Source organism: Nonomuraea sp. NPDC003727, assembly GCF_053586935.1.
On record NZ_JBSFNE010000024.1, the window covers coordinates 23621 to 47232 of the forward strand.

At 70.2% G+C, this 23612-nt stretch carries 23 protein-coding genes; 14 read left to right on the forward strand and 9 right to left on the reverse strand.

Features of this window, described 5'->3' with window-relative positions; translation table 11 throughout:
* Positions 1 to 3 precede the first annotated feature (3 nt).
* The 9 genes from ACWDLG_RS38745 to ACWDLG_RS38785 all read left to right on the forward strand — a co-directional run bounded on the left by ACWDLG_RS38745 (position 4) and on the right by ACWDLG_RS38785 (position 10858).
* A complete protein-coding gene (locus tag ACWDLG_RS38745) occupies positions 4 to 1653 on the forward strand; it encodes a hypothetical protein (RefSeq protein WP_449929616.1) in 1650 nt (549 codons plus the stop codon).
* Positions 1650 to 3143 carry a DUF4185 domain-containing protein gene (locus tag ACWDLG_RS38750; RefSeq protein WP_449929618.1) on the forward strand — a complete coding sequence of 498 codons (1494 nt, stop codon included), beginning with the start codon at positions 1650 to 1652 and terminating at the stop codon, positions 3141 to 3143. Before ACWDLG_RS38745 ends, ACWDLG_RS38750 begins: the two co-directional genes overlap by 4 nt.
* A 46-nt stretch (positions 3144 to 3189) precedes the next feature.
* Complete coding sequence (locus tag ACWDLG_RS38755) at positions 3190 to 4263, forward strand: glycoside hydrolase family 172 protein (protein ID WP_449929620.1); 1074 nt, start codon at positions 3190 to 3192, stop codon at positions 4261 to 4263.
* A 142-nt stretch (positions 4264 to 4405) separates the two neighbouring features.
* Positions 4406 to 5728: an extracellular solute-binding protein gene (locus ACWDLG_RS38760; RefSeq protein ID WP_449929622.1), complete on the forward strand. Its 1323-nt coding sequence runs from the start codon at positions 4406 to 4408 to the stop codon at positions 5726 to 5728.
* 55 nt (positions 5729 to 5783) lie between these two features.
* On the forward strand, positions 5784 to 6716 hold the full coding sequence (locus ACWDLG_RS38765; protein ID WP_449929624.1) for a carbohydrate ABC transporter permease: 933 nt from the start codon (positions 5784 to 5786) through the stop codon (positions 6714 to 6716).
* Positions 6713 to 7531, forward strand: a complete 819-nt coding sequence (locus ACWDLG_RS38770) for a carbohydrate ABC transporter permease (protein ID WP_449929626.1) — start codon at positions 6713 to 6715, stop codon at positions 7529 to 7531. The genes ACWDLG_RS38765 and ACWDLG_RS38770 overlap by 4 nt, the downstream gene beginning before the upstream one ends.
* Positions 7528 to 10017, forward strand: a complete 2490-nt coding sequence (locus ACWDLG_RS38775) for a GH116 family glycosyl-hydrolase (RefSeq protein ID WP_449929628.1) — start codon at positions 7528 to 7530, stop codon at positions 10015 to 10017. The genes ACWDLG_RS38770 and ACWDLG_RS38775 overlap by 4 nt, the downstream gene beginning before the upstream one ends.
* A gap of 17 nt (positions 10018 to 10034) precedes the next feature.
* Positions 10035 to 10160 carry a hypothetical protein gene (locus tag ACWDLG_RS38780; protein ID WP_449929630.1) on the forward strand — a complete coding sequence of 42 codons (126 nt, stop codon included), beginning with the start codon at positions 10035 to 10037 and terminating at the stop codon, positions 10158 to 10160.
* An 80-nt stretch (positions 10161 to 10240) separates the two neighbouring features.
* Positions 10241 to 10858, forward strand: coding sequence for a TetR/AcrR family transcriptional regulator (locus ACWDLG_RS38785; protein ID WP_449929632.1), 618 nt, complete (start codon positions 10241 to 10243; stop codon positions 10856 to 10858).
* Here the strand turns inward: ACWDLG_RS38785 and ACWDLG_RS38790 are convergent.
* Positions 10842 to 11657 carry a M23 family metallopeptidase gene (locus ACWDLG_RS38790; RefSeq protein ID WP_449929634.1) on the reverse strand — a complete coding sequence of 272 codons (816 nt, stop codon included), beginning with the start codon at positions 11655 to 11657 and terminating at the stop codon, positions 10842 to 10844. The genes ACWDLG_RS38785 and ACWDLG_RS38790 overlap by 17 nt on opposite strands.
* A gap of 9 nt (positions 11658 to 11666) precedes the next feature.
* Complete coding sequence (locus ACWDLG_RS38795) at positions 11667 to 12545, reverse strand: cutinase family protein (protein ID WP_449929636.1); 879 nt, start codon at positions 12543 to 12545, stop codon at positions 11667 to 11669.
* Positions 12546 to 12840: 295 nt separating this feature from the next.
* Between ACWDLG_RS38795 and ACWDLG_RS38800 the strand changes: the two genes are divergently transcribed.
* The 3 genes from ACWDLG_RS38800 (at position 12841) to ACWDLG_RS38810 (ending at position 16000) form a co-directional block, all read left to right on the forward strand.
* Positions 12841 to 14289, forward strand: coding sequence for an FG-GAP-like repeat-containing protein (locus tag ACWDLG_RS38800; protein ID WP_449929638.1), 1449 nt, complete (start codon positions 12841 to 12843; stop codon positions 14287 to 14289).
* 347 nt (positions 14290 to 14636) lie between these two features.
* Positions 14637 to 15143, forward strand: a complete 507-nt coding sequence (locus tag ACWDLG_RS38805; RefSeq protein ID WP_449929640.1) for a VOC family protein — start codon at positions 14637 to 14639, stop codon at positions 15141 to 15143.
* A 38-nt stretch (positions 15144 to 15181) separates the two neighbouring features.
* Complete coding sequence (locus tag ACWDLG_RS38810) at positions 15182 to 16000, forward strand: MerR family transcriptional regulator (RefSeq protein WP_449929642.1); 819 nt, start codon at positions 15182 to 15184, stop codon at positions 15998 to 16000.
* An 863-nt stretch (positions 16001 to 16863) separates the two neighbouring features.
* On the opposite strand, the gene ACWDLG_RS38815 is transcribed toward ACWDLG_RS38810, so the two are convergent.
* The gene (locus ACWDLG_RS38815) at positions 16864 to 17271 is read right to left on the reverse strand and encodes a DUF6463 family protein (RefSeq protein WP_449929644.1); all 408 of its coding nucleotides are present in this window, start codon (positions 17269 to 17271) and stop codon (positions 16864 to 16866) included.
* 140 nt (positions 17272 to 17411) lie between these two features.
* On the opposite strand from ACWDLG_RS38815, the gene ACWDLG_RS38820 reads away from it, so the two are divergent.
* On the forward strand, positions 17412 to 17999 hold the full coding sequence (locus ACWDLG_RS38820; protein WP_449929646.1) for a TetR/AcrR family transcriptional regulator: 588 nt from the start codon (positions 17412 to 17414) through the stop codon (positions 17997 to 17999).
* Between the two features lie 740 nt (positions 18000 to 18739).
* The gene (locus ACWDLG_RS38825; RefSeq protein ID WP_354911855.1) at positions 18740 to 18886 is read left to right on the forward strand and encodes a hypothetical protein; all 147 of its coding nucleotides are present in this window, start codon (positions 18740 to 18742) and stop codon (positions 18884 to 18886) included.
* An 85-nt stretch (positions 18887 to 18971) separates the two neighbouring features.
* Here ACWDLG_RS38825 and ACWDLG_RS38830 read toward each other — a convergent pair whose 3' ends face one another.
* The 6 genes from ACWDLG_RS38830 to ACWDLG_RS38855 form a co-directional block, all read right to left on the reverse strand.
* Entirely contained in the window at positions 18972 to 19946 is a 975-nt protein-coding gene (locus tag ACWDLG_RS38830; RefSeq protein ID WP_449929648.1) for a hypothetical protein, read from the reverse strand.
* Between the two features lie 57 nt (positions 19947 to 20003).
* A complete protein-coding gene (locus ACWDLG_RS38835; protein ID WP_449929650.1) occupies positions 20004 to 21476 on the reverse strand; it encodes a serine hydrolase domain-containing protein in 1473 nt (490 codons plus the stop codon).
* Positions 21477 to 22368: 892 nt separating this feature from the next.
* The gene (locus tag ACWDLG_RS38840; protein WP_449929652.1) at positions 22369 to 22749 is read right to left on the reverse strand and encodes a hypothetical protein; all 381 of its coding nucleotides are present in this window, start codon (positions 22747 to 22749) and stop codon (positions 22369 to 22371) included.
* Positions 22739 to 22933: a helix-turn-helix transcriptional regulator gene (locus ACWDLG_RS38845; RefSeq protein ID WP_449929654.1), complete on the reverse strand. Its 195-nt coding sequence runs from the start codon at positions 22931 to 22933 to the stop codon at positions 22739 to 22741. The genes ACWDLG_RS38840 and ACWDLG_RS38845 overlap by 11 nt, the downstream gene beginning before the upstream one ends.
* Before the next feature lie 71 nt (positions 22934 to 23004).
* Positions 23005 to 23277 (reverse strand): hypothetical protein, encoded by a 273-nt coding sequence (locus tag ACWDLG_RS38850; protein WP_449929769.1) that lies wholly within the window; start codon positions 23275 to 23277, stop codon positions 23005 to 23007.
* Between the two features lie 154 nt (positions 23278 to 23431).
* Complete coding sequence (locus ACWDLG_RS38855; RefSeq protein ID WP_449929656.1) at positions 23432 to 23566, reverse strand: hypothetical protein; 135 nt, start codon at positions 23564 to 23566, stop codon at positions 23432 to 23434.
* Between the last annotated feature and the right edge of the window lie 46 nt (positions 23567 to 23612).

The window sequence follows — 23612 nt, forward strand, 5'->3', positions numbered from 1 at the left end:
CCCATGTACCGATTCCCCGAGCTCAACGAACCGCCCGCGGCGGAGCCCGGCGTCGTCTACACCGTCGCCAGCGGCGACCTGCGTCAGAGCGCCAACCAGACCTGCTGGCCGGTGCAGGAGAAGCTGGAGAACGATCTCGCGGCCACGCTGCGCGACCTGGGCTGGTCGGTCCGGCGCGGCCACGACGTCGATCCCGGCAAGGGACACGGCTTCATCGACAGCCAGCGTGCCGGCATCGAGGTGTTCAAGGCCCTGCCGCCGGACGCGCCGCTGATCGTGGTGGAGGCGGTCTGGCAGTACAGCCACCACGTGCTGGCCGGGCTGCGCAGCCACCGCGGGCCGATCCTCATCGTGGCCAACTGGAGCGGTCAGTGGCCTGGCCTGGTCGGCCTGCTGAACCTGGCCGGCAGCCTGACCAAGGCGGGCAGGCCGTACTCGGTGCTGTGGAGCGAGGACTTCACCGACGAGTGGGCCAGGCACGGACTGAAGACCTGGCTGGAGAACGGCGAGCTGACCCACGACACCAGCCACGTCACCAGGCTGGGCGAGCTGCCCCCGACCCCCGAGTCCGAGCTGGGCCGGGCGCTCGCCCGCCAGCTCGCCACGGAGAAGGCGATCATCGGCGTCTTCGACGAGGGCTGCATGGGGATGTACAACGCCATCATCGACGACGAGCAGCTCAACCCGCTCGGCATCTACAAGGAGCGGCTGTCGCAGAGCGCGCTCGTCGCCGAGATGAACCGGGTCGGCGACGCCGAGGCGCTCGCGGTGCGCGCGTGGCTCGACGAGGCGGGCCTGACCTTCCACACCGGCGCCGACGAGGCCACCGAGCTGACCGAGTCGCAGCTGATCAGCCAGTTCAAGATGTACGTCGCGGCGCTGCGCATCGCCGACGACTTCGGCCTGGACGCCGTGGGCATCCAGTACCAGCAGGGGCTCAAGGACGTGGTACCGGCCAGCGACCTGGTGGAGGGGCTGCTCAACAACGTCGAGCGCCCGCCGGTGCGCAGCCGCGACGGCTTCCGCGAGCTCTACGCCGGCCGTCCGCTGCCGCACTTCAACGAGGTGGACGAGGGGGTCGCGGTCGACTCGCTGATCACCAACAGGGTGTGGAGCGCGATGGGCCTCGACCCGGCCACCACGCTGCACGACATTCGATGGGGCGAGGAGTACGAGGGGCGGTTCGTCTGGGTTCTGGAGATTTCGGGGTCGGTGCCGGCGTCGCACAACGGCGGTTACGACAAGTCGTGGAGCATGCGGCAGCCGCCGATGTACTTCCCCCTCGGCGGCGGCACGCTGAGCGGCGTCTCCAAGCCCGGCGAGATCGTCTGGTCGCGGGTGTTCATCATGGACGGCGAGTTGCACGTCGACCTCGGCCGGGCGAGCGTGGTGGAGCTGCCGGAGGAGGAGACCAGGCGCAGGCTCGACGCCACCACCCCGCAGTGGCCGATCATGCACGCGGTGCTGCACGGCGTCACCCGCAACCAGTTCATGGCCCGCCACCGGGCCAACCACCTCAACGTGGCCTACGCCCACGACGCGGACAGCGCCGACAGGGCGCTGACGGCCAAGGCCGCGGCCTTTGCCGAGCTCGGCGTGCACGTGCACCTGTGCGGAATCTCCGCGCCTGTCCCAGGAGGGAGAGAGCGGTGAAGCTCTTACGCGTCCCGATCGCCATGGTTCTGCTGTCCGGTCTGGTGGCAGCGGGCCCCGCCCAGGCCTCGTCGGCCCACTCACCGGCCATCGTGGTGAGCAAGATGACCGGACCCGGCTCCGTCAGCGCCACCGACGCCAACTGGAAGATCAAGGCCACCGATCTCGGCGTCATGTGGGACAACGGCAGCGGCGAGATCCTCGCCGCGTTCGGCGACACGTTCGGCGACACCTGGCGACCCCCTGGCGCCAACGGCGACGACTGGCGCAGCCAGGTGCTCCTGCGCAGCACGGACCCCGACCTCGCCGACGGCATGTCGTTCAGCAGCGCTGCCACCGACGCTCCCGGCCACGCCAAGGAACTCATCCCCAGCAAGAAGATCGACGGTGACGAGATCACCGTGATCCCCACGGCGGGCGTGTCGGTGGGCACACGGCAGTACCTCGCCTACATGTCCGTACGGCACTGGGGCGAGCCCGGAGTCTGGACCACGAACCACTCCTCGATCGCCTACTCCGACGACAACGGCCAGAACTGGGTCACCGGCGGCCCCCGATGGGACAACCCCGGCGGTGACAACCACTTCCAGATGGCGGCGTTCGTCCGGCGTGACGGCTTCGTCTACATGTACGGCACGCCGAACGGCCGCAACGGCGCCGCCTACCTGGCCAGGGTCCCCGAGGCCGCCGTGCTGGACAAGGCCGCCTACCGGTACTGGACGGGAAGCGCCTGGCGGTCCGGCCCTGACACGCTGGCCACCCCGGTGGTCGCGGCGCCCGTGTCCGAACTGTCGGTGCAGTTCAACGCCTTCACCGGCAAGTGGCTGATGACCTATCTGAAGGGCAGCGACGTGGTGCTGAGGACCGCGCCCGCGCCCACCGGCCCGTGGAGCGCCCCCGCGGTGGTGGCCGGCTTCGCCGACTTCCCCGGCCTGTACGGCGGCTTCATGCATCCCTGGTCGTCGGGGCCGAACCTGTATCTGGCGCTGTCGGAGTGGACGCCGTACAACGTCTATCTGATCCGCGTCACCCTGAACCGCGACGGGAGCATCACCAACCCGAACCTCGTCCGGGACCCCAGCTTCGAACGCCAGACCACGGGCACGGTGTCGGCGCCGTGGGCGGTGACCGGCAACGGCGGCATCGACCAGGCCACCTGGGCCTTCACCGCGGATCGCAACGGCTTCGTCAGGTACAACCGCGGCTGGCACGACCTGCACCAGACCGTCTCCGTCACCCCGCACACGGCCTACACGCTGAGCGGCTGGCTCAGGACCTCGCCCAACAACGACAACGGGTTCTTCGGCGTGCGCAACCCGGGCGGCCCGCCGTTCGCCGAGGTCAACTTCGGGGCCGTCGGCGGCTGGACGAAGTTCACCGTCACCTTCGACAGCGGTAGCCGCAGCTCCGTCGAGGTCTTCGCCGGGATCTGGACCGACAACGGCGACATGTGGCTCCAACTGGACGACTTCGCCCTGACCAGGACCTGACCTCATCGACGTGACAGTCATCTTCTCGCTTCTCATAGGAGGACCCGTGACCTACGGTCAGCACGGCAGCAGCCTGCGCGACCTTCCGCGCCTGCGTTCGCACCGCCGCAGGAGGGCGTCGAGCTGGGACCGTTCGGGCGGCAACGACGACCGTGTGACGGTCGCGCCGGGAGAGACGGTCACCCTCGCCGACATCCGCGGCGCCGGCTCGATCAACCACATCTGGATGACCGTGGCGCCCCGCGACCCCGGCACGCCCGAGACCCACGACCGGGACTTCCTGCGCAAGCTCGTCCTGCGGGTCTTCTGGGACGACAACGAACACCCCAGCGTGCTCGTGCCGCTGGGCGACTTCTTCGGCATGGGCCACGCCCGTACCGCCAACTTCGTCTCGGCACCGCTCCAGATGAGCCCGCAGGACGGCAAGGCCTTCAACTGCTGGTTCCACATGCCGTTCAGCAGCCGGGCCAGGTTCGAGCTGACGAGCGAGTGCGAGGCGGAGGTGCTCTGGTTCTACTACTACATCGACTACGACGAGTTCGACGAACTCGGTGAGGGGCTGGGCCGCTTCCACGCCCAGTGGCGGCGCGAGTGCCCCGCTGACGGTCTCGACCAGGGGCAGATGTCCAACGCCGAGTACCTGTTCGGCGGGACCAACCTCGACGGCGACGGCAACTACGTCATCCTCGAGGCCGAGGGCCGCGGCCACTACGTCGGCTGCGTCCTGAACGTCACCAACCTCCGCCGCACCTGCGACTGGAACTGGTACGGCGAGGGCGACGACATGATCTTCATCGACGGCGAGGCGTTCCCGCCGAGCCTGCACGGCACAGGGACCGAGGACTACTTCAACACCGCGTGGTGTCCCAGCCAGCCGTACCACGCCCCCTACCACGGGCTCACCCTGCCGGGCGGCGAGAACTGGTCAGGACAGATCTCGATGTACCGCTTCCACGTCGAGGACCCGGTGCCGTTCACCACCTCGATCAAGGTCACCATCGAGCACGGCCACGCCAACCGCCGCCAGGACGACCTGTCCTCGGTCGCCTACTGGTACCAGGAACTCCCGCACCGGCCGTTCACGCTCCCACCCGTCAGCGCGCGGCTGCCCATCTTGTGATCACCCGGGCCGCGCGCTTCCCGCACCCGGCGCCGTTCCTCCGCCGGCGGCCGGGTGTCCTCCAACCTGTCGCTCTGCGAGCCGTACCTCGGTCCGCGGCGCATCGACAGGGCTCACCCCCCACGTCACCGAAGGAGACGACGTGCGCACACAACTCATCCGGCTGATCGCGGCCGTGGCCGGCACCGCGGTGCTGGCCGTCGGCTGCGGGTCGGGCGGCACGGGCCAGGGCGCGGCAGGCGGCAAGGCCGAGATCACGCTGTGGCAGCAGAAGTTCACCGACCAGGAGGACGCCTGGTACAAGAGGGCTGTCGCCGCGTTCAACAAGTCGCAGGACAAGGTCGTGCTCAAGCATGTGATCGTGCCGGCCGACGTGTGGGACCAGAAGATGAAGGCCGCCCAGGCCGCCGGCAAGGCGCCCGACGTCTACACCGTCAACTACAGCAAGGTGCCCGGCTTCGCCCGCACCGGTCAGATCCAGGCGCTCGACCCGCTCATCCCGGCCGGCAAGTGGGCCGGGCTGCAGGAGTCGGTGGTCGGCTCGGTGGAGCACAAGGGCAAGAAGTACGGCTACCCCATGCTGGTCGAGCCGTCGGCCGTGCTCTACTACCGCAAGGACCTGTTCGCCAAGGCCGGGCTCGACCCGAACAAGCCGCCGGCCACCTGGCAGGAGCTCATCGACTACGGCAAGAAGCTGACCACCAAGGACGTCGCGGGTGTCGTCACCGCCGCCAATCAGATCGACATGGCCTGGTCGACCTGGGGTCTGCAGTGGAACGCCGCCGGGCACCTGCCGATCAGCGACGACTGGTCCACGCCGCAGGCGGCCGACGCGAAGTACAAGCAACTGCTGCAGGTCTACCAGACGCTGTACCAGCAGGGGATCATGCCCAAGCAGCCGCTGGCGCCCTACGCCGACGCCAACCCGCTGGGTCAGGGCAAGACCGCGATGATGGTCTGCGGTTCGTGGGCGGCCAGCGTGCTGCTCCAGGACTACCCGAAGATGGTCGCCGACATCGGCGCCGCCGCGCTGCCCTCCTTCGACGGCGACACCACCAAGCCCACCGCCACGCTCGGCGGCTGGACGCTGGTCGTCGACGCCAAGTCCAAGAACGCCAAGGCCTCGGCCGACTTCGTCTCCTGGCTGCTGGCCGGTGACCCCACGCTGCTGGTCGAGTTCTTCAAGAACACCAAGTTCTCCAAGTACTCGCCGCGGGCGGCCGTGGCCGACGCGATCAAGAACGACCCGGCCGCGGCGGAGAACCCCTGGGCCCGGACGATCGAGGAGCAGGTCGTGAAGTACGCCAAGCCGGAGCCCGCCTATGACTGGGCCGTCAGCCTGGCCTTCGGCAAGGCCATCGAGAAGGCGCTGCAGGGCAAGGACATCGACCAGGCGCTCCAGGCGGCCGACGCCGAGATCAAGGACGTGATCGCCAAGAACAACCTGGCCGGACAGGGTTCCTGACCAGTGAGCCCGCTGCCGGTCCCGCACAGGACCGGCAGCGGAGAAAGGAGCGCCCGTGGCTGTCACGTCACTGCGGGCGGCACGCGTGGAACGCCGCGCCGGCGTCCGCGCCCGCCCAAGGCGGGAGAGCAGGGCGGCGTTCACCATGCTGGCGCCGCTGCTGGTCCTTCTCGCGGTCTTCGTGATCTGGCCGCTGATCCACGCGGTCTACATCAGCTTCTTCACCTGGAGCTTCTACGACCCGGCGGTGTTCGTCGGGCTGGAGAACTACATCAACGTGGTCACCGACGAGGAATTCGTCAACTCGGTGGTGCGCGGCCTGCTGTTCTCCGCCATGGTGGTCCCCGTCCAGGTCACGATCGCGTTCGTCTTCGCCAACCTGGTCAAGACGGTCAGCCGCCGGATGGCCGCCGTCATGAAGGTGACGATCTACGTCCCCGCCGTGATCTCCGAGGTGATCGCCGCCATCGTGTTCGCGCTCATCTACACCCATCGCGGCGGCCTGCTGAACTGGTTCCTCGACTTCTTCGGCATCGAGGCGGTCCCCTGGCTCGGCGACACCGCCACCGCGCTGCCGGCGGTGGCGATCCCCGCGATCTGGATCGGCATGGGTGTGGCGTCCCTGATCATGCTGGCCGGCCTGCTCGACATCCCGGAGGCGTACTACGAGTGCGCCTCGCTGGACGGGGCGGGGCCGTGGACCAAGATGTTCCGCATCACCCTGCCGCTGATGAAGAACGTCATCCTGTTCCTGCTGGTCACCGGCTTCGCGGCGTCGCTGCAGTTCCTCATCCTGCCGTGGCTCATGACGCAGGGCGGGCCGGTGAACTCCACCAACCTGCCGAACCTGTTCATCCTTCAGCACTTCAACACCGACCTGTACGTCGGCTACTCGATCGCCGCGGCGCTGCTGCTGTTCGGGGTGCTCGGCGCGGTGTCGGCGGTCATCTTCCGGCTGGTCAGATCAGAGAAGGCGATGGACGCATGAGAGGCGCGCTCGGCTGGATCATCCGGTACGGCCTGGCCGTGGCGATCATCGTCGCCGCGCTGTTCCCCCTGGCCTGGCTGGCAGTGGCCGGCTTCAAGGCCAAGACCGAGGTGGCGGCCACCCCGTTCCAGTTCTTCCCCGAGGTGTGGCGCTGGGACAACTACGCCCAACTGCTGGCCGACGAGGCGTTCGTGCGCGCGCTCGGGGTGACCTTCGCCGGGGCCGCCCTGTTCGCGGCGCTGAGCCTGGTGGTCAACGCGCTGGGCGCCTATGCCTTCGCCAGGCTGGAGTTCGCGTTCAAGCGGACGATCTGGGCCATCGTGATCACCACCATGTTCATCCCCGGCATCGCGATCATGCTGACCTCGTTCATCGTGGTCACCGAGCTGGGCATGCTGGACAGCATGGCGGTTCTGGTGGTCCCCGGCGCGGCCTCGGCCGTACAGGTCTTCTTCCTGCGCCAGTTCTTCCTGGCGGTGCCGACCGCGCTGGAGGAGGCGGCGCAGCTCGACGGCGCGGGGCCGTGGCGGATCTTCCGCCACATCTTCATCCCGCTGTCCAAGGGCGCGTTCGTGGTGGTCGGCGCCACCTCGTTCCTGCTGTTCTGGAACTCCTACGTCTGGCCGGTGCTCACCATCACCGACCCTGAGCTGTTCCCGATCCAGCAGTACCTGGCCACCTTCCGCTCCGAAAGAACCAGCGAGCAAGGCCTGCTCATGGCCGGATCCACGCTGGCCGCCCTGCCCGTCATCATCCTGTTCCTGATCTTCCAGCGGCACATCATCCGCGGCGTGCGCCTCTCGGGACTCAAGTGAACGCCCACCTCGGCAACGCCCGGCCGATACCCCACGACGAGGGCAGGCACGTGGCCATGCCCCTGGGCGGGATCGGCACCGGCAATCTGGCGATCTGTGCCGACGGCGCGCTCCGGCAGTGGCAGCTGCAGAACGTCGGCAACCATCGCGGCGTCCTGCCGTACACCTTCTTCGCCCTGCGGGTGAGCACGTGGGAGCCGCCCGCGAACGAGGTGTTCGTCCTGCAGGCGCAGGCTGCCGACGCCCCGGCGACGCCGCTGGTCGACGACGACCACGTGCCGGGGTGGCAGCGCGAGCTGCTGCGCGGCCATCGGGGGGTGACTGGAACGACCTTCCGAGGGCTCTACCCCTTCGCCCACGTGGAGTATCACGGGTTGCCCGTCGAGGTCGGGCTGGAGGCGTTCAACCCGCTGATCCCGCTGGACGTGGACGACAGCTCGCTGCCCGCCGCGCTGTTCACCTTCACGATCAGCAACCCGGGGCCGCTTCCCGCCCAGGTGTGGCTGGCGGCGGCCGTACAGAACCCGGTCGGGCACGACGGCAGCACCCCTGTCGACGGCGTGCGCGCGCTCGGCTACGGCGGCAACACCAACCGGGTGCGCCGCGAGCGCGGGTGGACCTCGCTGGTCATGGACAACACCGCGGTCGACCCGGCGGCGCCCGGCGCCGGTCAGGCGGTGTTGGCCGTGGACGCGGCCGACGCCGTGACGATGCCGCAGTGGACGCATCCGGACGAGTTCCTCGCCTTCCTGGCCGGGCGCGCGGTCTACGCCGACGCCGAGAAGGCGCGGCACGCGCCGTGGCTGGCGGACTACCAGGGCAGCGGGCCGCAGCAGGGGTACGGCCCCAGCCCGGCCGGTCGGACGTGGAACGGTGGTGTGGTCGCCCCGATGATCCTCCAGCCTGGCGAGTCCCGAAATATCCGGATTTGTCTGGCGTGGTATTTCCCCAATCGCTACGCCGACTTCGTCCAGTTCGGGCCGCCGAACCCGCAGTGGGGGCCCACCAGGTTCTGGCTGGGCAACGCCTACGCGACCAGGTTCGCCGACGCCGTCGACGTCGCAGGACACGTGCGCGAACAGTGGGCGCGGCTGCGTGACACGTCGCTGAGCTGGGTGGACACGCTGGCCGGCAGCAGTCTGTCTCCGGCAGCGGTCGAGCACCTGGCCGCGCAGGCGGCGATCCTGCGCAGCCCGTCCTGCTTCCGCACGGCCGACGGCGCGTTCTTCGGCTTCGAGGGAGTCCTCGGAGCCTCGACCGTGATGTGGTCGGGCGATGTCGGCGGATCCTGCCCGCTCAACTGCACCCACGTGTGGAACTACGCGCAGGCGGTGGCCAGGCTCTTCCCGTCGCTCGAAAGGAGCATGCGCGCCACCGAGTTCGACGTCATGCAGGCGCCGGAGGGCTACCTCCCGCACCGGGTGATCGCGCCCACCTACCTGCGTCAGCTCTGGGAGGTGCCCATCGGCGGCCCGGTCGAACCCGCGCTCGACGGCATGCTCGGCACGATACTCAAGACCTACAGAGAGGTACGGCACGGCGCGGACTGGCTGCAGCGGTACTGGCCGGGGATCAAGCGCCTGCTGGCCCATATCAGGGAGAAATGGGACCCCGACGGCAGCGGTGTGCTGCGCGGCGTTCAGCCCTCCACCCACGACATCGACCTGTGCGGGCTCAACCCGTTCATGGGCACGCTCTGGCTGGCGGCGCTGCGCGCCGCCGAGGAGATGGCGATCCTGATGGGCGAGCCCGCCATGGCGGCGGAGCTGCGCGAGCTGTTCACCAAGGGCGGCACGCGCTACGACGAGGCGCTGTTCAACGGGGAGTACTACACGCAGGTGCTGGAGGAGGGCGACTCGGCCGAGTTCCAGTGGCTGGAGGGCTGCCTGGCCGACCAGCTCATCGGCCAGTGGTGGGCCCACCAGCTCGGCCTCGGCCACGTGCTGCCGCGCGAGCACGTGGTGAGCGCGCTGCGCGCGGTCGTCAGGCACAACCTGCGTACCGGGTTCGACGGCTTCGACCACCCGTACCGGGTGTTCGCCGACGGCGCCGACACCGGCCTGCTCATGTGCACCTGGCCGCGCGGCGGCAGGCCGCGGGTGCCGACCCGCTACTGCGACGAGGTGTGGACCGGCAGCGAGTACCAGGTCGCGGCCCACTGCCTGTGGGAGGGGCTGGAGGAGGAGGCCGGCGCGATCCTCGACGGGGTGTGGGCCCGATACGACGGCCGGCGGCGCAACCCGTACAACGAGATCGAGTGCGGCGACCACTACGTGCGCGCCATGGCCGGCTGGTCGGTGCTCGACGCGCTGTCCGGCGCCACCTACGACGCCGTCACCCAGCGGCTCACCGTGTCGCCCCGTGGGCACGGGCGGTGGCCGCTGCTGCTTCCGACGGGATGGGGGACCCTCATCCGCGACGACGACGGCGTGCGGATCTCCTGCTCCCACGGGGACCTGAAGGTTCACGTACAGGAGTGTTCGTGACTGCCGGCCTCTGAGTGATGAGGCGCGGGATCGCGGTGACGCCGGTGTGCCCTGGAGGGGTGGACACACCGCTGACCGACACCGTCGAGATCGCCGGGGTGGACCAGCGCCCCCGCCGGCCGGGTCACCCGTACGGCTGGTGATGCGGGTCGGCCATTATGAGATGCTGGCGACGTTCATCGGGACCCTGCGCATCGCGCGCCCGACGCGCACCGGAGCGTTCGTGACTGACCTGCGGCCCCTGCCCAGCGGACGGCATCAGCTGACCCGCGAGGAGGTCGTGTCCTCCCAGCGCGCCCGCATGCTGAAGGCGATGTGCGAGTCGATGCTCGAACGCGGTTACGCCGGCACGTCGGTGACCGACATCGTGCGCCGCGCCGGGGTGTCGCGGGAGACGTTCTACCAGCAGTTCGCCTCCAAACAGGCCTGTTTCGTCCAGGGCCTCGACGAGGCGATCGACCTGCTGGCCGCGCTGCTCGACGCCGCGCGCGATCCCCGGCTCCAGCCGCTCGAACGCTTCCGCGTGCTGCTGCGGACGTATCTGCGCGCCCTGGCCGCCGAGCCGGCCCGCGCCCGGTTCTTCCTCGTCGAGGTCTACGCCGCCGGTCCCGAGGCGGTGGCCAGGCGCATGGAGATGCAGCGGCGCTTCGCCGCCGAGATCGGCGACATCTTCGAGGCGCGGACCGACGACGACAGGTTCGCCTGCGTGACCCTGGTGGCCGCCGTCGCCCAGCTCGTCACCGCACACCTCATGGCAGACGATCTCGACGGCCTGGTGGCGCTGGAAGAGCCGCTGACCCGGATGGCCGAGCGGCTCCTCACGGTCAGCAGTCGGGGATGACGGCGCCGTCGTTGTCCCTGGCCTCGTCGTTGCCCCACCGGCTGAGGTAGTAGGCCGACACGTAGGCGCCCCAGCCGTTCTTGCCCGCGTACACGATGTCGAGGTCGGTCTTCAGCCACCAGTGGTTGTAGTTGCCCGAGCCGTCGCGGATCTCCTGGCCCCAGACCTTGCAGTACACGTAGTTGGTGCCCGCCTTGAGCACGCCCTGCGCGTCGGCGGTGTTCGGCTCCGCGTAGCCGGTGGCGTCGGCGAACGTGTCCACCCAGGACCGGCCACCGCCCGAGCACCCGTTGTCGCTGGTGAGGTAGCGCTGGTTGTAGTACGGGGGGTAGGGCGCCAACGACTGGCCGTTGATCACGATCGTCTGCCCGGCGCCGTTGTAGAGCTGCTCGTAGTGGATGTGCGGGCCGCTGGAGCCGCCGGTCGTGCCCGTCACGCCGACCTGCTGGCCCTGCGACACGGAGGCGCCGTGCGGCACCGAGAAGGAGGCCAGGTGGAAGTAGTACGTCTTCCAGCCGCCGCCGTGATCGATCACCACGTAGTTGCCGGCGCCCCCGGCCTCCCAGTAGCGGTAGGCGGTGCCCGAGGCCGAGGCCAGCACCGGGGTCCCGCCCGTCGCGCCGCCGTCCGACCTGACGAAGTCGAGCGCGAGGCGCACCTCGGTGGAGTGGTGGCTGTAGGTCCAGGTCTGGCCGCAGGGGAAGGGCGCCTTGAACAGCGGCGCCGCGTGGGCGGGGAGGGCGGGTAACAGCGCCGGCAGCAGGACGACGGCCGACAAGGCGAGACGTGCGGAACGCATGGGCGACTCCTAGGAGACCGGCAACCAGGGGAACTCGTGGAGGCGGTCGCGGACCGCCGCCGGCAGGACGGGCCCCATCGCCGCCCGGTAACCGACCACGGCGTCCGCGGCCCGCTGGCGATCGCCGTTGAACAGCTCGTACGGGGTGGGGATCGGCAGCGGGAGCGGGGGACCGTACGGAACCCTCGGGGGTTGCGCGATGACGACGTCACCGGAGCCGGTCACCGCGTCGGGGTCGATGTCGTAGGCGTGGTCGCCGAGGAAGTAGCCGGCGACGCCGTTGGCGAAGCCCAGCAGGTTGGTGATCGGGTTCTCGGAGTGGCAGATGCCGTCGTTCTGGTTGCAGATCTGCTTCACCCGCAGGTCGCCGAAGCCGCGCGGGCCCTTCATGGTGATGCCGGGCACCACGGTGGGCAGGTTGGTCTCGATGCCGCCGGGCCCGCCGTTGACGCCGATTCTGCGCGGGTCGCCGTACAGGACGCCGTTGATCAGTTGGTGCGGGATGTCGCCGGACCCGGACAGGGCGTGGAGCACGTCCCCCGCGACGATCGCCCCCTGGGAGTAGCCCGAGATCGTGATGCGGCTGCCGGGGCAGGCCGCGTGGAAGGCCCGCACCGCCCGGTCGAGGGTGGCGATGCCCTCGGCGACCGAGTCGTCCAGCGAGACCGGGTCGCCCGGGTAGGGGGCGATGGACGCCGAATAGTGGATCTTCGTGAAGCCGACGCCGGGGGGCAGGGTGGCGTTCGTCCGGTCGTAGACGTTGGCGTCCGGATCGAGGTGGCCACCCACCTCGAAGATCATCTTGGTGTCACAGGTGGCGGCCGCGGCGGGCGAGGAGACCCCCACCAGCCCGGCCGCGACTAACACTCCCGCTAACGCAGCTCTCATGACAGCCTCCTTGCCAAGAAAGTAATCGATTTCCCGACTCGTGTACACGGTCGTTCGCGAATCATCCCGGGCCGCTGCGGGAGGCGCGCCGACGGGGACGCGGCGGTGCCGTCCAGCCACCGTGGCTGTTCAGGCCGGAGTCCCGGATGGCCGACTCACAGAAGTCTTCAGGGGGCGCAGGTCGCACCGGGGGGCCTCGTCGCTCTCGGCTTTCTCCCAGACATCACGTGGTGGCTGACCAGGAACTACGGTCAGGCACAAGTGATCCCCAAGTCGGCGTGCTGATGCTGCTGCCATGCACGTCAGAAAGATCGTACGGTCGGCGACGTTGCTCGCCCTGACCGCGGCGCTCGTGTTCCCCGCCGGTCCCGCACATGCCGTGGCCGCGCGGAACACCGACTTCAACGGCGACGGCTATAACGACGTGGCCCTCACCTTCGCGTACCGGAGCTCGGGCGGGATCGCCGTGCTCTACGGCGGACCCAACGGGACCAGTGGCCACCACCTCATCCGACCCCCGGCCGGATGCACCACGGTGGACAGGTGGGGCTCTACCGTCCCGTGCCAGTCTTGGGGGCTGACGATGGCCGCCGCCGACGCCAACGGCGACGGCAGGACCGACCTGTACTTCTCCGGGTTGAGCGAGGCGCAGGCCATGTCCTGGCAGTCCGGAGGGTTCGGGACGGTCGAGCGGCACGTGTCCACTGTCATGTACAACGGCAGGATGGAGGTCGGCCAGTTCGGCGGCCAGTTCGCCAACGACGTGGTCATGGCGGACACCGTCGTCCGCGGCGTCACCCCGCCGTGGACGGGCATCAGCGGCTGGTACGACGGCCAGGGGCAGTACAAGTCCTTCCCCTTGCCCGACACGGACGTCCGGGTCACCCGCAATGAGCCGAGGCACACCGCCTCCGGCAACGTGGACGGTGGCTATGACAAGGAGATCGCGATCGTTCAGGCCAGGTCGATGCGCGAGCCCTCGACCGGTGAGCAGTGGGTGGAGCACCACCTGGTGCTCGCCGACGACCTGGAGGAGAGCCCCGTCCGGATCATCGAGCTCGGCTCTCCGGCGACCTGCACCGCCTCGCCGTATCCCGCTCTCCGCGTCTGCCCGGAGTCGGACTCACAGGTCGTGACCGGCGACGTCAACGGAGACAAGTACGACGACGTCATCATGCTCACGCCCAGCAAGCGCACCCTGCACGTCTTCTACGGCTCGTCCTCCGGTCCGAGCACCGTTCCCGGCTTCACGGCGCGGGACGTGGACTGGGCGGGCGGCGTGCTGTGGCGCGGAGTGACCACCGGGGACGTCAACGGCGACGGGGCCGAAGACATCGTTCTCGGCAGGCCCGACGTCGGCGGCTCCACCGCTCCCGCAGGAGGTGCGGTCGTGCTGATCCCCGGGTCCCGCAACGGCCCGGCGATCGCGGACGGGCAGGTGATCACGCAGGACGGCGTCCGGCCGCTGTCCGGATCGGCTCCTACGCCGCTGCCCGATCCGATCAGCGAGCAGTCCGTTCGCGGCGACGCCTTCGGCGCGGCCGTCTCGGTCCTGGACGTTACCGGCGACGGCAAGGCTGAGCTCATCACCAGCGCGCCGGGTAAGAACGCGTGGCAGGGCATGCTGGCCATCGTCCGCGGCACCCCATCGGGGCTCTCCGCCACCGAGGCGCAGGTGATCCACCCATCGCAGATCGGGATCGACGTCGAAACCCCGGAGATGGGTCTGCATCTGCTGCGGTGAAGCCCAAGGCAGTGCGCGAGCGGTGATGGGGCCTTGCCTGTCTCGTGGGAATGACCCCTGCTGCACTCACGGGCCTTGAGGCAGGGCGCTGACCATTCCCCGATGGTCATGCTCGAATCCGACGGAGTGGGCAACCTGGGCTCACTCCCACCGCGAGCCGAACCGGGGCCCGGGCGCGCTTGTCGTACGTGCATGGGGAAGGCCAGCCACGCTCCAGCGACAGCACCAAGCGGGTCAGACCCGAGCCGCCTGAGCACTCCTGCCCCGCAGATCGAGACTCGTGCGGCTTGACGCACGTGCTGATCCGGATTTGACCCTGACGTTGCGTCAGGCACCACGATGAACGCATGACCGACTACTACGAGGCATTCGATATCAGCCCTGTCCCCCCGCCCGGGCCCGACGCGACGCCACCTGAGATTTACCGGGGCATCTACGGCATGCCGATGTTCGTCACCGTGCCGACGCCGGACCTGGCCGCGTCCGTGGATTTCTGGACCCGCGGACTCGGCTTCATCGACCTGTTCACGGTCCCGGGCCAGGTCACGCACCTTCGACGGTGGGCGTTCCAAGACGCTCTGCTCGTCCCGACCGACGCCCTGCCGGCCCCTTCGACGGTGAGCATCGGCTTCAGTTGCGTGCTGAGCCAGGTCGACGAGATCGCGCAGGCGTGCACCGCACTGGTGCCCGGATGCACGACAGGACCGCGACAGACACCGTGGAACACCGTGGAACTGGAGGTCATCACGCCGGAGAACGCTCGCGTGATCATGACTGCGGCCCGTCCCCTCGACCTCGACAGCGCCGAGGCACGCTACCTCGAAGCAAACGGCTTCACGCTCCCCAAGGGGTGAAACCGGGTAAGTCAGACGCGCATGTCAGACTCGGCAGCGTGACCGACACCGCGATGGACGATGCCGCGGGACCCGGCGGGCTGACCGTCGGGGCCGCGGCATCGCACGTGGAAGTCACCGTCCGCACCCTCCATCATTGGGACGCGATCGGGCTCGTCCGCCCGTCCGGGCGGACCACCGGCGGTTACCGGCTCTACTCCGCGGCCGACATCGCACGCATCCACCGGGTGCTCATCTACCGCGAGCTCGGTCTGTCGCTCGACGACATCGGTGAACTTCTCGATGCTCCGACGGTCGATATGACCGTGCCGCTGAGACAACAGCGCGCCCAGCTCCTCGATCGCATCTCCCGCTTGCAGGCAATGGTCGACGCGGTCGATCGCATGATCGAAGCAGCACGCACCGGCATCCTGCTCTCCGCGGAGGATCAAGTCGCGATCTTCGGGCAGCGCTGGAAGCCGTCACTGACCGCGGGCGCACGTGACCGGTGGGGCGACACAACTCAATGGGCACAGTACGCCGAGCGCGCCGCGGGCATGACCCCCGAGGACTGGCAGCAGATCGCCGACAACATCGCAATGCTCGAGCACGACCTGGCAGCAGCCAAGCGCGCCGGCGTCAGGCCAGGCAGCGCCGAAGCCAACGCTCTGGCGGAACGACACAGGGCCTCCATGGACGCGTACTTCGACTGCACCCTTTCGATGCAGGTCTGCCTGGGAAGGAAGTACGCCGCCGATCCTGGCTTCACGGCCTACTACGACGCAATCGAGCCAGGCCTGACCATCTGGCTCCGTGACATCATCGACGCCAACGCCCGCGATCGAGGCATCGACCCGGATTCGGCGAGCTGGACCTGACGCACCCACTGTGGCGCCGGCGTAGCCGGCGGGCCTGCTCCCCGGCGCTGACGAGCAGGGCGGTGGCGGCATCGACCTCCGGCTTGGCGCACAAGCTGGCCGCGCGTATCGGCGCCCGGTCGACCATGGCGGCGGGAACGACATCACCCGCGAGTTCGGCACCGCACTCGGCGTCGCCCTCCTCGGTACCCTCCTGGCCAGTGGCTACCGCAGTGCCATCGACGACAGGCTCGGCGGCGTCCCTCAAGGCGCGGCGGACGCTGCACGCCAGGGCGTCGCCAACGCCGTCGAGGCCGCGGGCACTGCCGGCTCCCACGCGCGGGCGCTGGTTGATGCCTCCCGGCAGTCCTTCGTCGACGGCTGGCAGCAGGCCATGTGGGCAGGTGTCGTCGTCATGGGCGTCTTGTTCGTCTACACCGCCGTCCGCGGTCCGCGAAACAAGCTCTCCACGTCGGCGGACGAGGAAGACCGATACCCCCAGGTGACCGCGTAAGAGCTGAACCGGCTCGCGCAGGGCCTTCTTCGGCCGGTGGTCGGGCGCCAGGCACGCCTGGCACCCGACCACACTCGCGTCACACCGCCGCTACCCGATCAACCGTCTGACTGTCCAGGTTTCACGCGAACGCCATCCTGGCTCACCAGCGCGAACGTCATGGATGGCGGCTGATGGGGCGAGCCTTACCGACAGGCCGTAAGGCGGATCAATCGCGGGTTCTGCCCGCTGGTGGCGGGCCGGGTCGACGCAGCCGCCCGCGCGAGGCCGGCCCGGCCGCTGGTGACCGGGCGGTGGTCGTCGGCCGCCAGGAGGCCAGCCGGTCGGGGGACGGGTTCGATCGGGAACCGGCGCGGCTTGCAGGTCACGCTCATCGAAGCCCGGCCTGGGGCGCGGGGTTGTCCTGGCGGGCGGCGCGGCGGGCTCCGACCAGCAGCAAGACGTTCGCGAGCAGGAGGATCGGCCAGGGCGTGAACGCGAGGACCACAGCGCCGGCCACGGTCCAGATCCCCAGCGTCCACGCGACGAACGGCGGCGGCACAATGCCGCGGCGGTCCAGCCACAGCACGATCAGGCCGACCACGATGAGCGGCACGCCGAAGCTGGCCAGACTCAGCCAGTACGCGCTGTTCGCCGGGCCCATCGCGGCGAAGTCCTCGCCCCACAGCTCCCCGCTGAACCATGCCCCGGCGTGGCGCGCGGCGCCCTCCAGCGTCAGGGCGCTGAGCGTGTGCGCGGCCCCGAAAAGCGCGATGAGCCAACCGGCCCACTTGATCATCTGAGTTCTCCGTTCTTTCGCGGAGTCACGCGCATCCGGGCGAACTCCAGTTACGAAACTCTGGTTTCGATACTCGCGTTCCGTATAATGCAGGCGTGGCAGCGAGAAAGCAACGGGGAGGACGCCCCCGCGACAGTCGTGTGGATCACAGAATCCTGCAGACCACCCGTGAGCTGATCGACGAGATCGGCTACCCCGCCCTGACCGTCGACCAGGTCGCGGCCCGCGCCGGTGTAGGCAAGGCGGCGATCTACCGCCGCTACACCTCCAAAGCCGAGATGGCGTTCGCCGCCACCGTGCACGGACAGCAGTTGCCTCCGCCGGCCGACACCGGCTCCCTGCACGGAGACCTGCTGGCGCTGGCCCGCGCGTTCCATGTCCGCCTGGCCGCCCCGGCGACCCGGGATCTGGGACCGGCCCTGATGAGCGAACTCGCCGTCAATCCCGAACTGGTGACCCGGTTCCAGGACACCTTCCTGGCCGCCGAACACGCCGATGTTGCCCGCATCATCGAACGGGCCGTGGCCCGCGGCGAGCTGACCGGGCCCGTCGACCCCGCGATCGCCCACGTGCTCCTGGCCGGCTCCCTCACCGCCGCCCTGTACATTCTCCAGGTGCCCGTCGACGATGCGATGGTCGCCGACCTCGCCACCGCCGCCGTAGCCGGCATCATCGCCCTGGCCAACCGGCACAACAGCGACCCCGGCAGAACCGCGGAGCCGTGTTGACAGGGCTGTTCCACCTGGTCGGCCCGCAGGACCGGGAAGCCTGCACGAACACGACGCGCTACGGCTCCGTGCGCGTGGTCAGCCGCATGAGAGGCGCTCCTGGCGCTGCCCCAGGCGGGCGACACCCTGTAGTTCTGGAGGTCCGACCGGTGGGGCCGCTCGGCGGGGCCCGTGCTGGCCACGGTCAACGAACGCCTGAAGCCGAGCGTGAGCTGGGTGTCGTCTCCAGGCCGGTCATGGCGTGTTCCTGAAGGCTGGGCTGCGGGCGCGATGGCGGCGAGCAGGGCGCGCAGGCGGCCTTCGGCCTGCTGGACCGCTGCGGTGAGGGCATCCGCGTGGGCTGTTCCGGCCCCGAGGTTTGCGACGGCGAGCACGGCCGTGACTGCCTGCTGCTGCTCGTGGGACATCTGGGAGCCCGCGCGACCGGCTTGCTGACGGTGCTTCCTGGTTCGTGCGGCACAGCAGTGGCCCGGTGGCCGGTCGGTCCCGGCCGCCCGATACGCCTACCGCGCTGCCGCTCGGCTGATGCGCGTCTGGGAAAAGGTTGAACGACGCGGGGTACCCCCTGCGGATGTGACGCTCCGTGATGTGTTGTACTCAGATGACCCCCGCCTTCTGTACATCCGTTTCAGCATGGGTTGGAGGCAGGTATGTCCGTGAGTCGTGGACCTGTGTGTCAGGTCGTCCCCCACGGTGATCGTCTGACCGTCACCGGGTGGGAGCCCCAGAGACACGTCCCCTTGGTGGACGGCGAGGGGCGCGACACGCTCACCCGGCAGGTCGTCCAGGCGTCGGTGATGGTGATCTGCGAGGTCCACGGCTGGTGCGGGCGGGTGCCCGTGGACTCGGACTACCGGCCTCCAGGCTACGAACCCTGGCCGCTCTGATCCGGCCGTGGTCCCCCGTGGCGGCTGACGTGTCCGTCTCTGAAGGGGCGCGCCGTGCGCCGCGGCGGGCCGGTTTCGGTGGCCGTCAGGCCGTCTCGGCCATCAGCGCGTCGCGCACCTTCCGCAGCCCCGGCAGCCCGGCCGGCACCGCCGCGGCCCGCCGCCGCATCTCCTCCGGGGTGCCGACGCCGAGGTCGTCGAGCAGGTCCTGAAGGGCGGCCGTGCCGTACGGGCTGAACGTCAGGCAGCGCGCGAACGTGACCACGATCCACCAGACCGCCTCCCGGTGCAGGCCCTGCTCGATGAGGTCGCGGGTGCCGTCGATGGAGATCTGCCGGGCCTCGGGGGTCAGGTCCGTCCCGTACGGCTTCGCCGGATCGTACGGCACGCGGTCGTAGACGTCGGCCAGCCGGTCCAGGTGCGCGGCGACGCGCGAGGCGTCGAGGTGGGCGCACCCGAGCCAGTCGAGCAGTACGTCGTGGAAGCCGGCGTGGCCGTGCCTCAGCAGGACCTCCCTGGCGGCCACGTACCGGCGGCGGACGGTCGGGTTGGCGCGGGCGGCGGTCAGGATCACCAGCGTGGGCAGGCTGGCCGGGAACGCCCAGGAGAGCACCCGGTCGGCCAGCGGCCGGCCGACGTCGAACCGGGCCAGAGGGGAGATCCGCTCCTCCAGCGCCGCGCATCGGATGCGGACCCAACGGGAGCGGCCGAACTCCCCCGCCACCGCGGCGTGCAGCGCGGCGAGCCGTCCGTCCGGATCGGCCAGGAGGACTCCCCTGCTCAAGGCGGGCGCCAGCGCCGGTGAGGACAGCACGTCCGCCGCGGACTCCAGCGGGGCGTAGCCGACCTCCAGCAGCACGCCCTCGTGCCGGAACTTGCCCAGCTTCGGCGGGGCCTCGCCGTGGACCACGATCACGAGATCGACGTCGGAGGCGGCAGGAAGCTCCGCCTCGGCCGGAAGCCAGGCCGCGGACCCGCTGACGTAAGCGCCGACGAATCCGGGGACCTGATGCTCCGCCACCCATCGCGCCGCCACCGCCCGCGCCTCTGCGATCTTCATGGCACGACCCTAGGGGATCCGGACCTGGCGGCCGGGACGCGGACGGGGGCGCACGCGTCAGACCACGAGGACGAGGAGCGCGACGATCGCGGCGTCGATGGCGAGGCTGAACAGGGCGGGCAGCCAGCGGCTGCGATGGCGGGCCGTGGGCAGCTCCCGCCAGCGGGCCAGGTGGACGGCCGTGCCCGCCGCGGTGACCGCCGCCACGAGGATGAACGCCGCGAACGGCACCGTGCCCCAGGCCCCGGCCATCCAGGCCACCCACAGCAGCAGGGCGGCGTTGGCCGTCGCGTTGACGGCGCCGAGCCGGTCGGCCTGCGGACGGCTACGGCTCGGCCGCCGCCGGGTCGCCGGCTCCCACGTGATCAGGACAGCGGCGGCGAGCAGCCCGGCGGTGACCGTGAGGAGGAGCGGGTCGGTGGACGCGGGCGTGGGTTCCTCGTGGCCGAGCAGCCGCAGGCCCACGTGGTCGACGTCCTTGTCGGTGTTGCCCAGCACGACCACGCCGCGCCGCCCCGCGCGGTCGAACCCGACGTATGACCGGAAGCCGCCGGTGCCGCCGTTGTGCCAGGTGACCTCGCCTTCCGCGGTCTTCGTCGTGAACCAGCCGTAGCCGATGCGGCTGGTCTCGTCGTCCGTGAAGCGCGGCGTCGCCGCCTCGGCTCCAGGGGCGCCGCCCTTGAGCATGGCGTCGACGAGGCGGGCGAGGTCGGCGCTCGTGGACCAGATCCCCACGCCCGCCGGGCCGTAGCCGTCGCTTGTCCACGGGTCCGCCTCGTGCCCGGCCCGCACGTAGCCGTGGGCCCTGCCCGCCGGTGGGACGGAGGTGGTGGTGGCCCTCATGCCGAGCGGGTCGAGCACCCGCCGCCTCAACAGGTCGCTGTACGGCTGCCGCGCGCGTTCGGCGAGCGCGTGCCCGAGCACCGCCATGCCGAGGTTGGAGTAGGCGACCGTGCCGCGTCCGGCGAGCGTCGCGGAGTTCGCCGCCTCGCGCACGTCGGAGACGCCCTGGCCGGAATAGGGGTTGCCGTGGGTGTAGTTCGCGGCGGCTGCCCGTACCAGCGTGCCGAGACCGCCCGCGAGCCGCGGCAGGCCGGATCGGTGGCCGGCCAGCTCCTCGTAGGTGATCGAGCCCTGCAGGCCCGGCACCGGGGACCGCGGGTCGAGGCCGTCCCTCGCGGCCATGTCGGCGAGGAGCATGCCGGTGAGCGCCTTGGTCACCGAGCCGATCTCGAACGAGGTGGACGCGTCGACCGGACGCGGGACGGGGCCGCCCGTGTCGCCAACGCCCGCCGTACGGACGGCGCCGTTCTCGATCAACGCCACGGACAGCGCGCGGTAGCCTTCGGAGCCGGCCGCGTGGCGCACGGCCTGGGCGAGCGCGCGGTCACCCGTGGTCGCGGCCCCCAGGCGCGGCGGCCCGGGCGCGACGGCGAAGGCCGCGACCGCGGCCAGCACGGCCGCGACCAGGACGGACGTCAGCCGGCCCGGTGTCAGCACCAGGTCGCTCCGCTGGAACATGGAACGCATCCCCTCTCAGGGTCGGATCGGATCGATTGCGAACGGTGTGACCGGTTCCGCGTGGGCCCCCTCGCCTGTCAGGGTCGGATCGGATCGCTTACAAACGGTGTGACCCGTTCCGCGAGGGCACCTCGCCGTGTCCCGGGGATCCGGGGAACGGCATGGCGGCACCACGCGTGACCGGCCGGACCACGAGGGCGGTCAGGGGCCACGCCCGGGAATGACGAGCGGGATCCCGGCGACGGCATGAGCACTCCCCCACCGGGGCCGCGGGTGGACCCGTCCCCAAGGACGACCGCGCAGCAGGTGCGCACCCGTCCCCTCGGAGGGACGGCCACCGCCCGCACGGATGAGCGCCGGTTCGTGAGGGACGGCCACCGCTCGCACGGATGAGCGCCGGTTCGTAAGGGACGGCACCCGACCGCCACCCACGGCACGGCCCCTGCTGAGGGCGGCGCACACCGCCAGACCCGGTGATCGTCCTTGTCGGGCCGGAAGCCGGGGTTGGGCATGGCGCCCACCAGCGCGAACCCGAGAGCCCGAGCACCGGGGTGCGCCGGCGGACCGGGCCAGCGGCCGTCGCGGCGGAGCTGGGCTGGTTGGCCGGGCCGAGTCGGTTGGCCAGGCTAAGCCAGCCTAAGCCAGGCTGAGCCAGGCTGAGCCAGGCTGAGCCAGGCTGAGCCAGGCTGGCCCGCTGGGTTGGTTGGGTCGGTTGGGTCGGTTGAGCCCGTCCAGGCTGGGTCGATCGGCTGGGCCCGCCCAGCTGGCCCGCGGGTCGGCTGGGACCGCCCAGGCTGGGTCGGTCGGGTCGGCCGGGCCGAGGAGGGCCTGGGCGGGGCTGGGTTGGGCGGGGCGGGCTGCCGGGTTTTCGCGGAATGCGGCGGATGAGCGGATCCGGTGGTCAGCCCCGGCGGGAGAAGTAGACGAGGGCGGCCACGTAGGACACGCCCGCGACGGCTCCCAGTAAGGCGAACGGCATGGGATCCTCCCCGCGCCAGACCTGCACGAAGAACCCGCCGACCACGACCATGCTGAGCACGTGGGCGGTGGCGCCGCGGGCGCGCAGCTCGTTGAGCTTGCGCCGCTCGTCGCCCAGTTCCCCGCTCAGCATCGCGGTGGTCTCACTGGCCTTGCGCGTCAGCACGAGGAAGGCGGCGTATCCGGCCATGATCCCGAAGAGCGCGAGCCCGAGGACGACCTGGCCGCGGAGCATGAACGGCACGCCGAGCAGCAGCCCGAGCACGAGGCTGAACGCCGTGATGAACCAGCGGTTAGTCGTCACAGTGGAAGATCTCCTCGACGGTCCGGCCGAAGAATCGGGCCATGCGGATGGCGAGCGGGAGCGACGGGTCATACCGGCCCTGCTCGATGGCGTTGATCGTTTGCCGGGAGACCCCGAGACGCTCCCCGAGGGCCTGCTGGGAGAGCCCCGCGGCGTTCCGGAGCTCTCTGATGTCGTTGTCCACAACGTAAAGCTCCCTTTACTTCAACCTCACGATGGAAAGTACCCTTGACACCGGCGGGTGTCAAGGGAGCTTTACTTCGTGAGCACCCGCACGTGGCCGACCAGCATGGGCCGTCCCGGCGCGGTGGCGGCCGTGGGTCCGCCACCGAACGCCTGGGGCAGCCCGCCGCCGACGGCCACGTTCAGGATCAGGAAGAAGCCGTGGCGGGTCGCCCGCTCCCAGGTTGCCGTGTCCATCCGGGTCGCCTCCACGGTGAAGGGCAGCCGCCCGTCCAGGTACCAGCGCACCTCGCGCTCGGTCAACTGGACCGCGTAGGTGTGGAAGGAGCTGTGGCAGGTGGGCACGGCCGCTCGCCCGAGGTGATCCCGGGCGGCTCTGCGGGTCCTCCAGGTAGGGGACGAGATGGCGCAGGAAGTCGGGCCGGGGGCAGAAGTCGGCGTCGAACACGGCGACCAGGTCGGCGTCGCCGAGGGTCAGGCCGTGGTTGAGGTTGCCCGCCTACTTCAGGTGGCCGCGGTCGGGCCGCGAGTCGTAGTCGAAGGCGTGCTCGCACGCCTGGCGCTCGGCCTCGGGCCGGGCGGCGTCGTCGAGCACGAGGACGCGTAGTGGAGCGTTCCAGCTCAGGGCCGCCACGTGGCGGAAGGTGTTGGCCGGCACCTCTTCCGGCTCGCCCAGATGG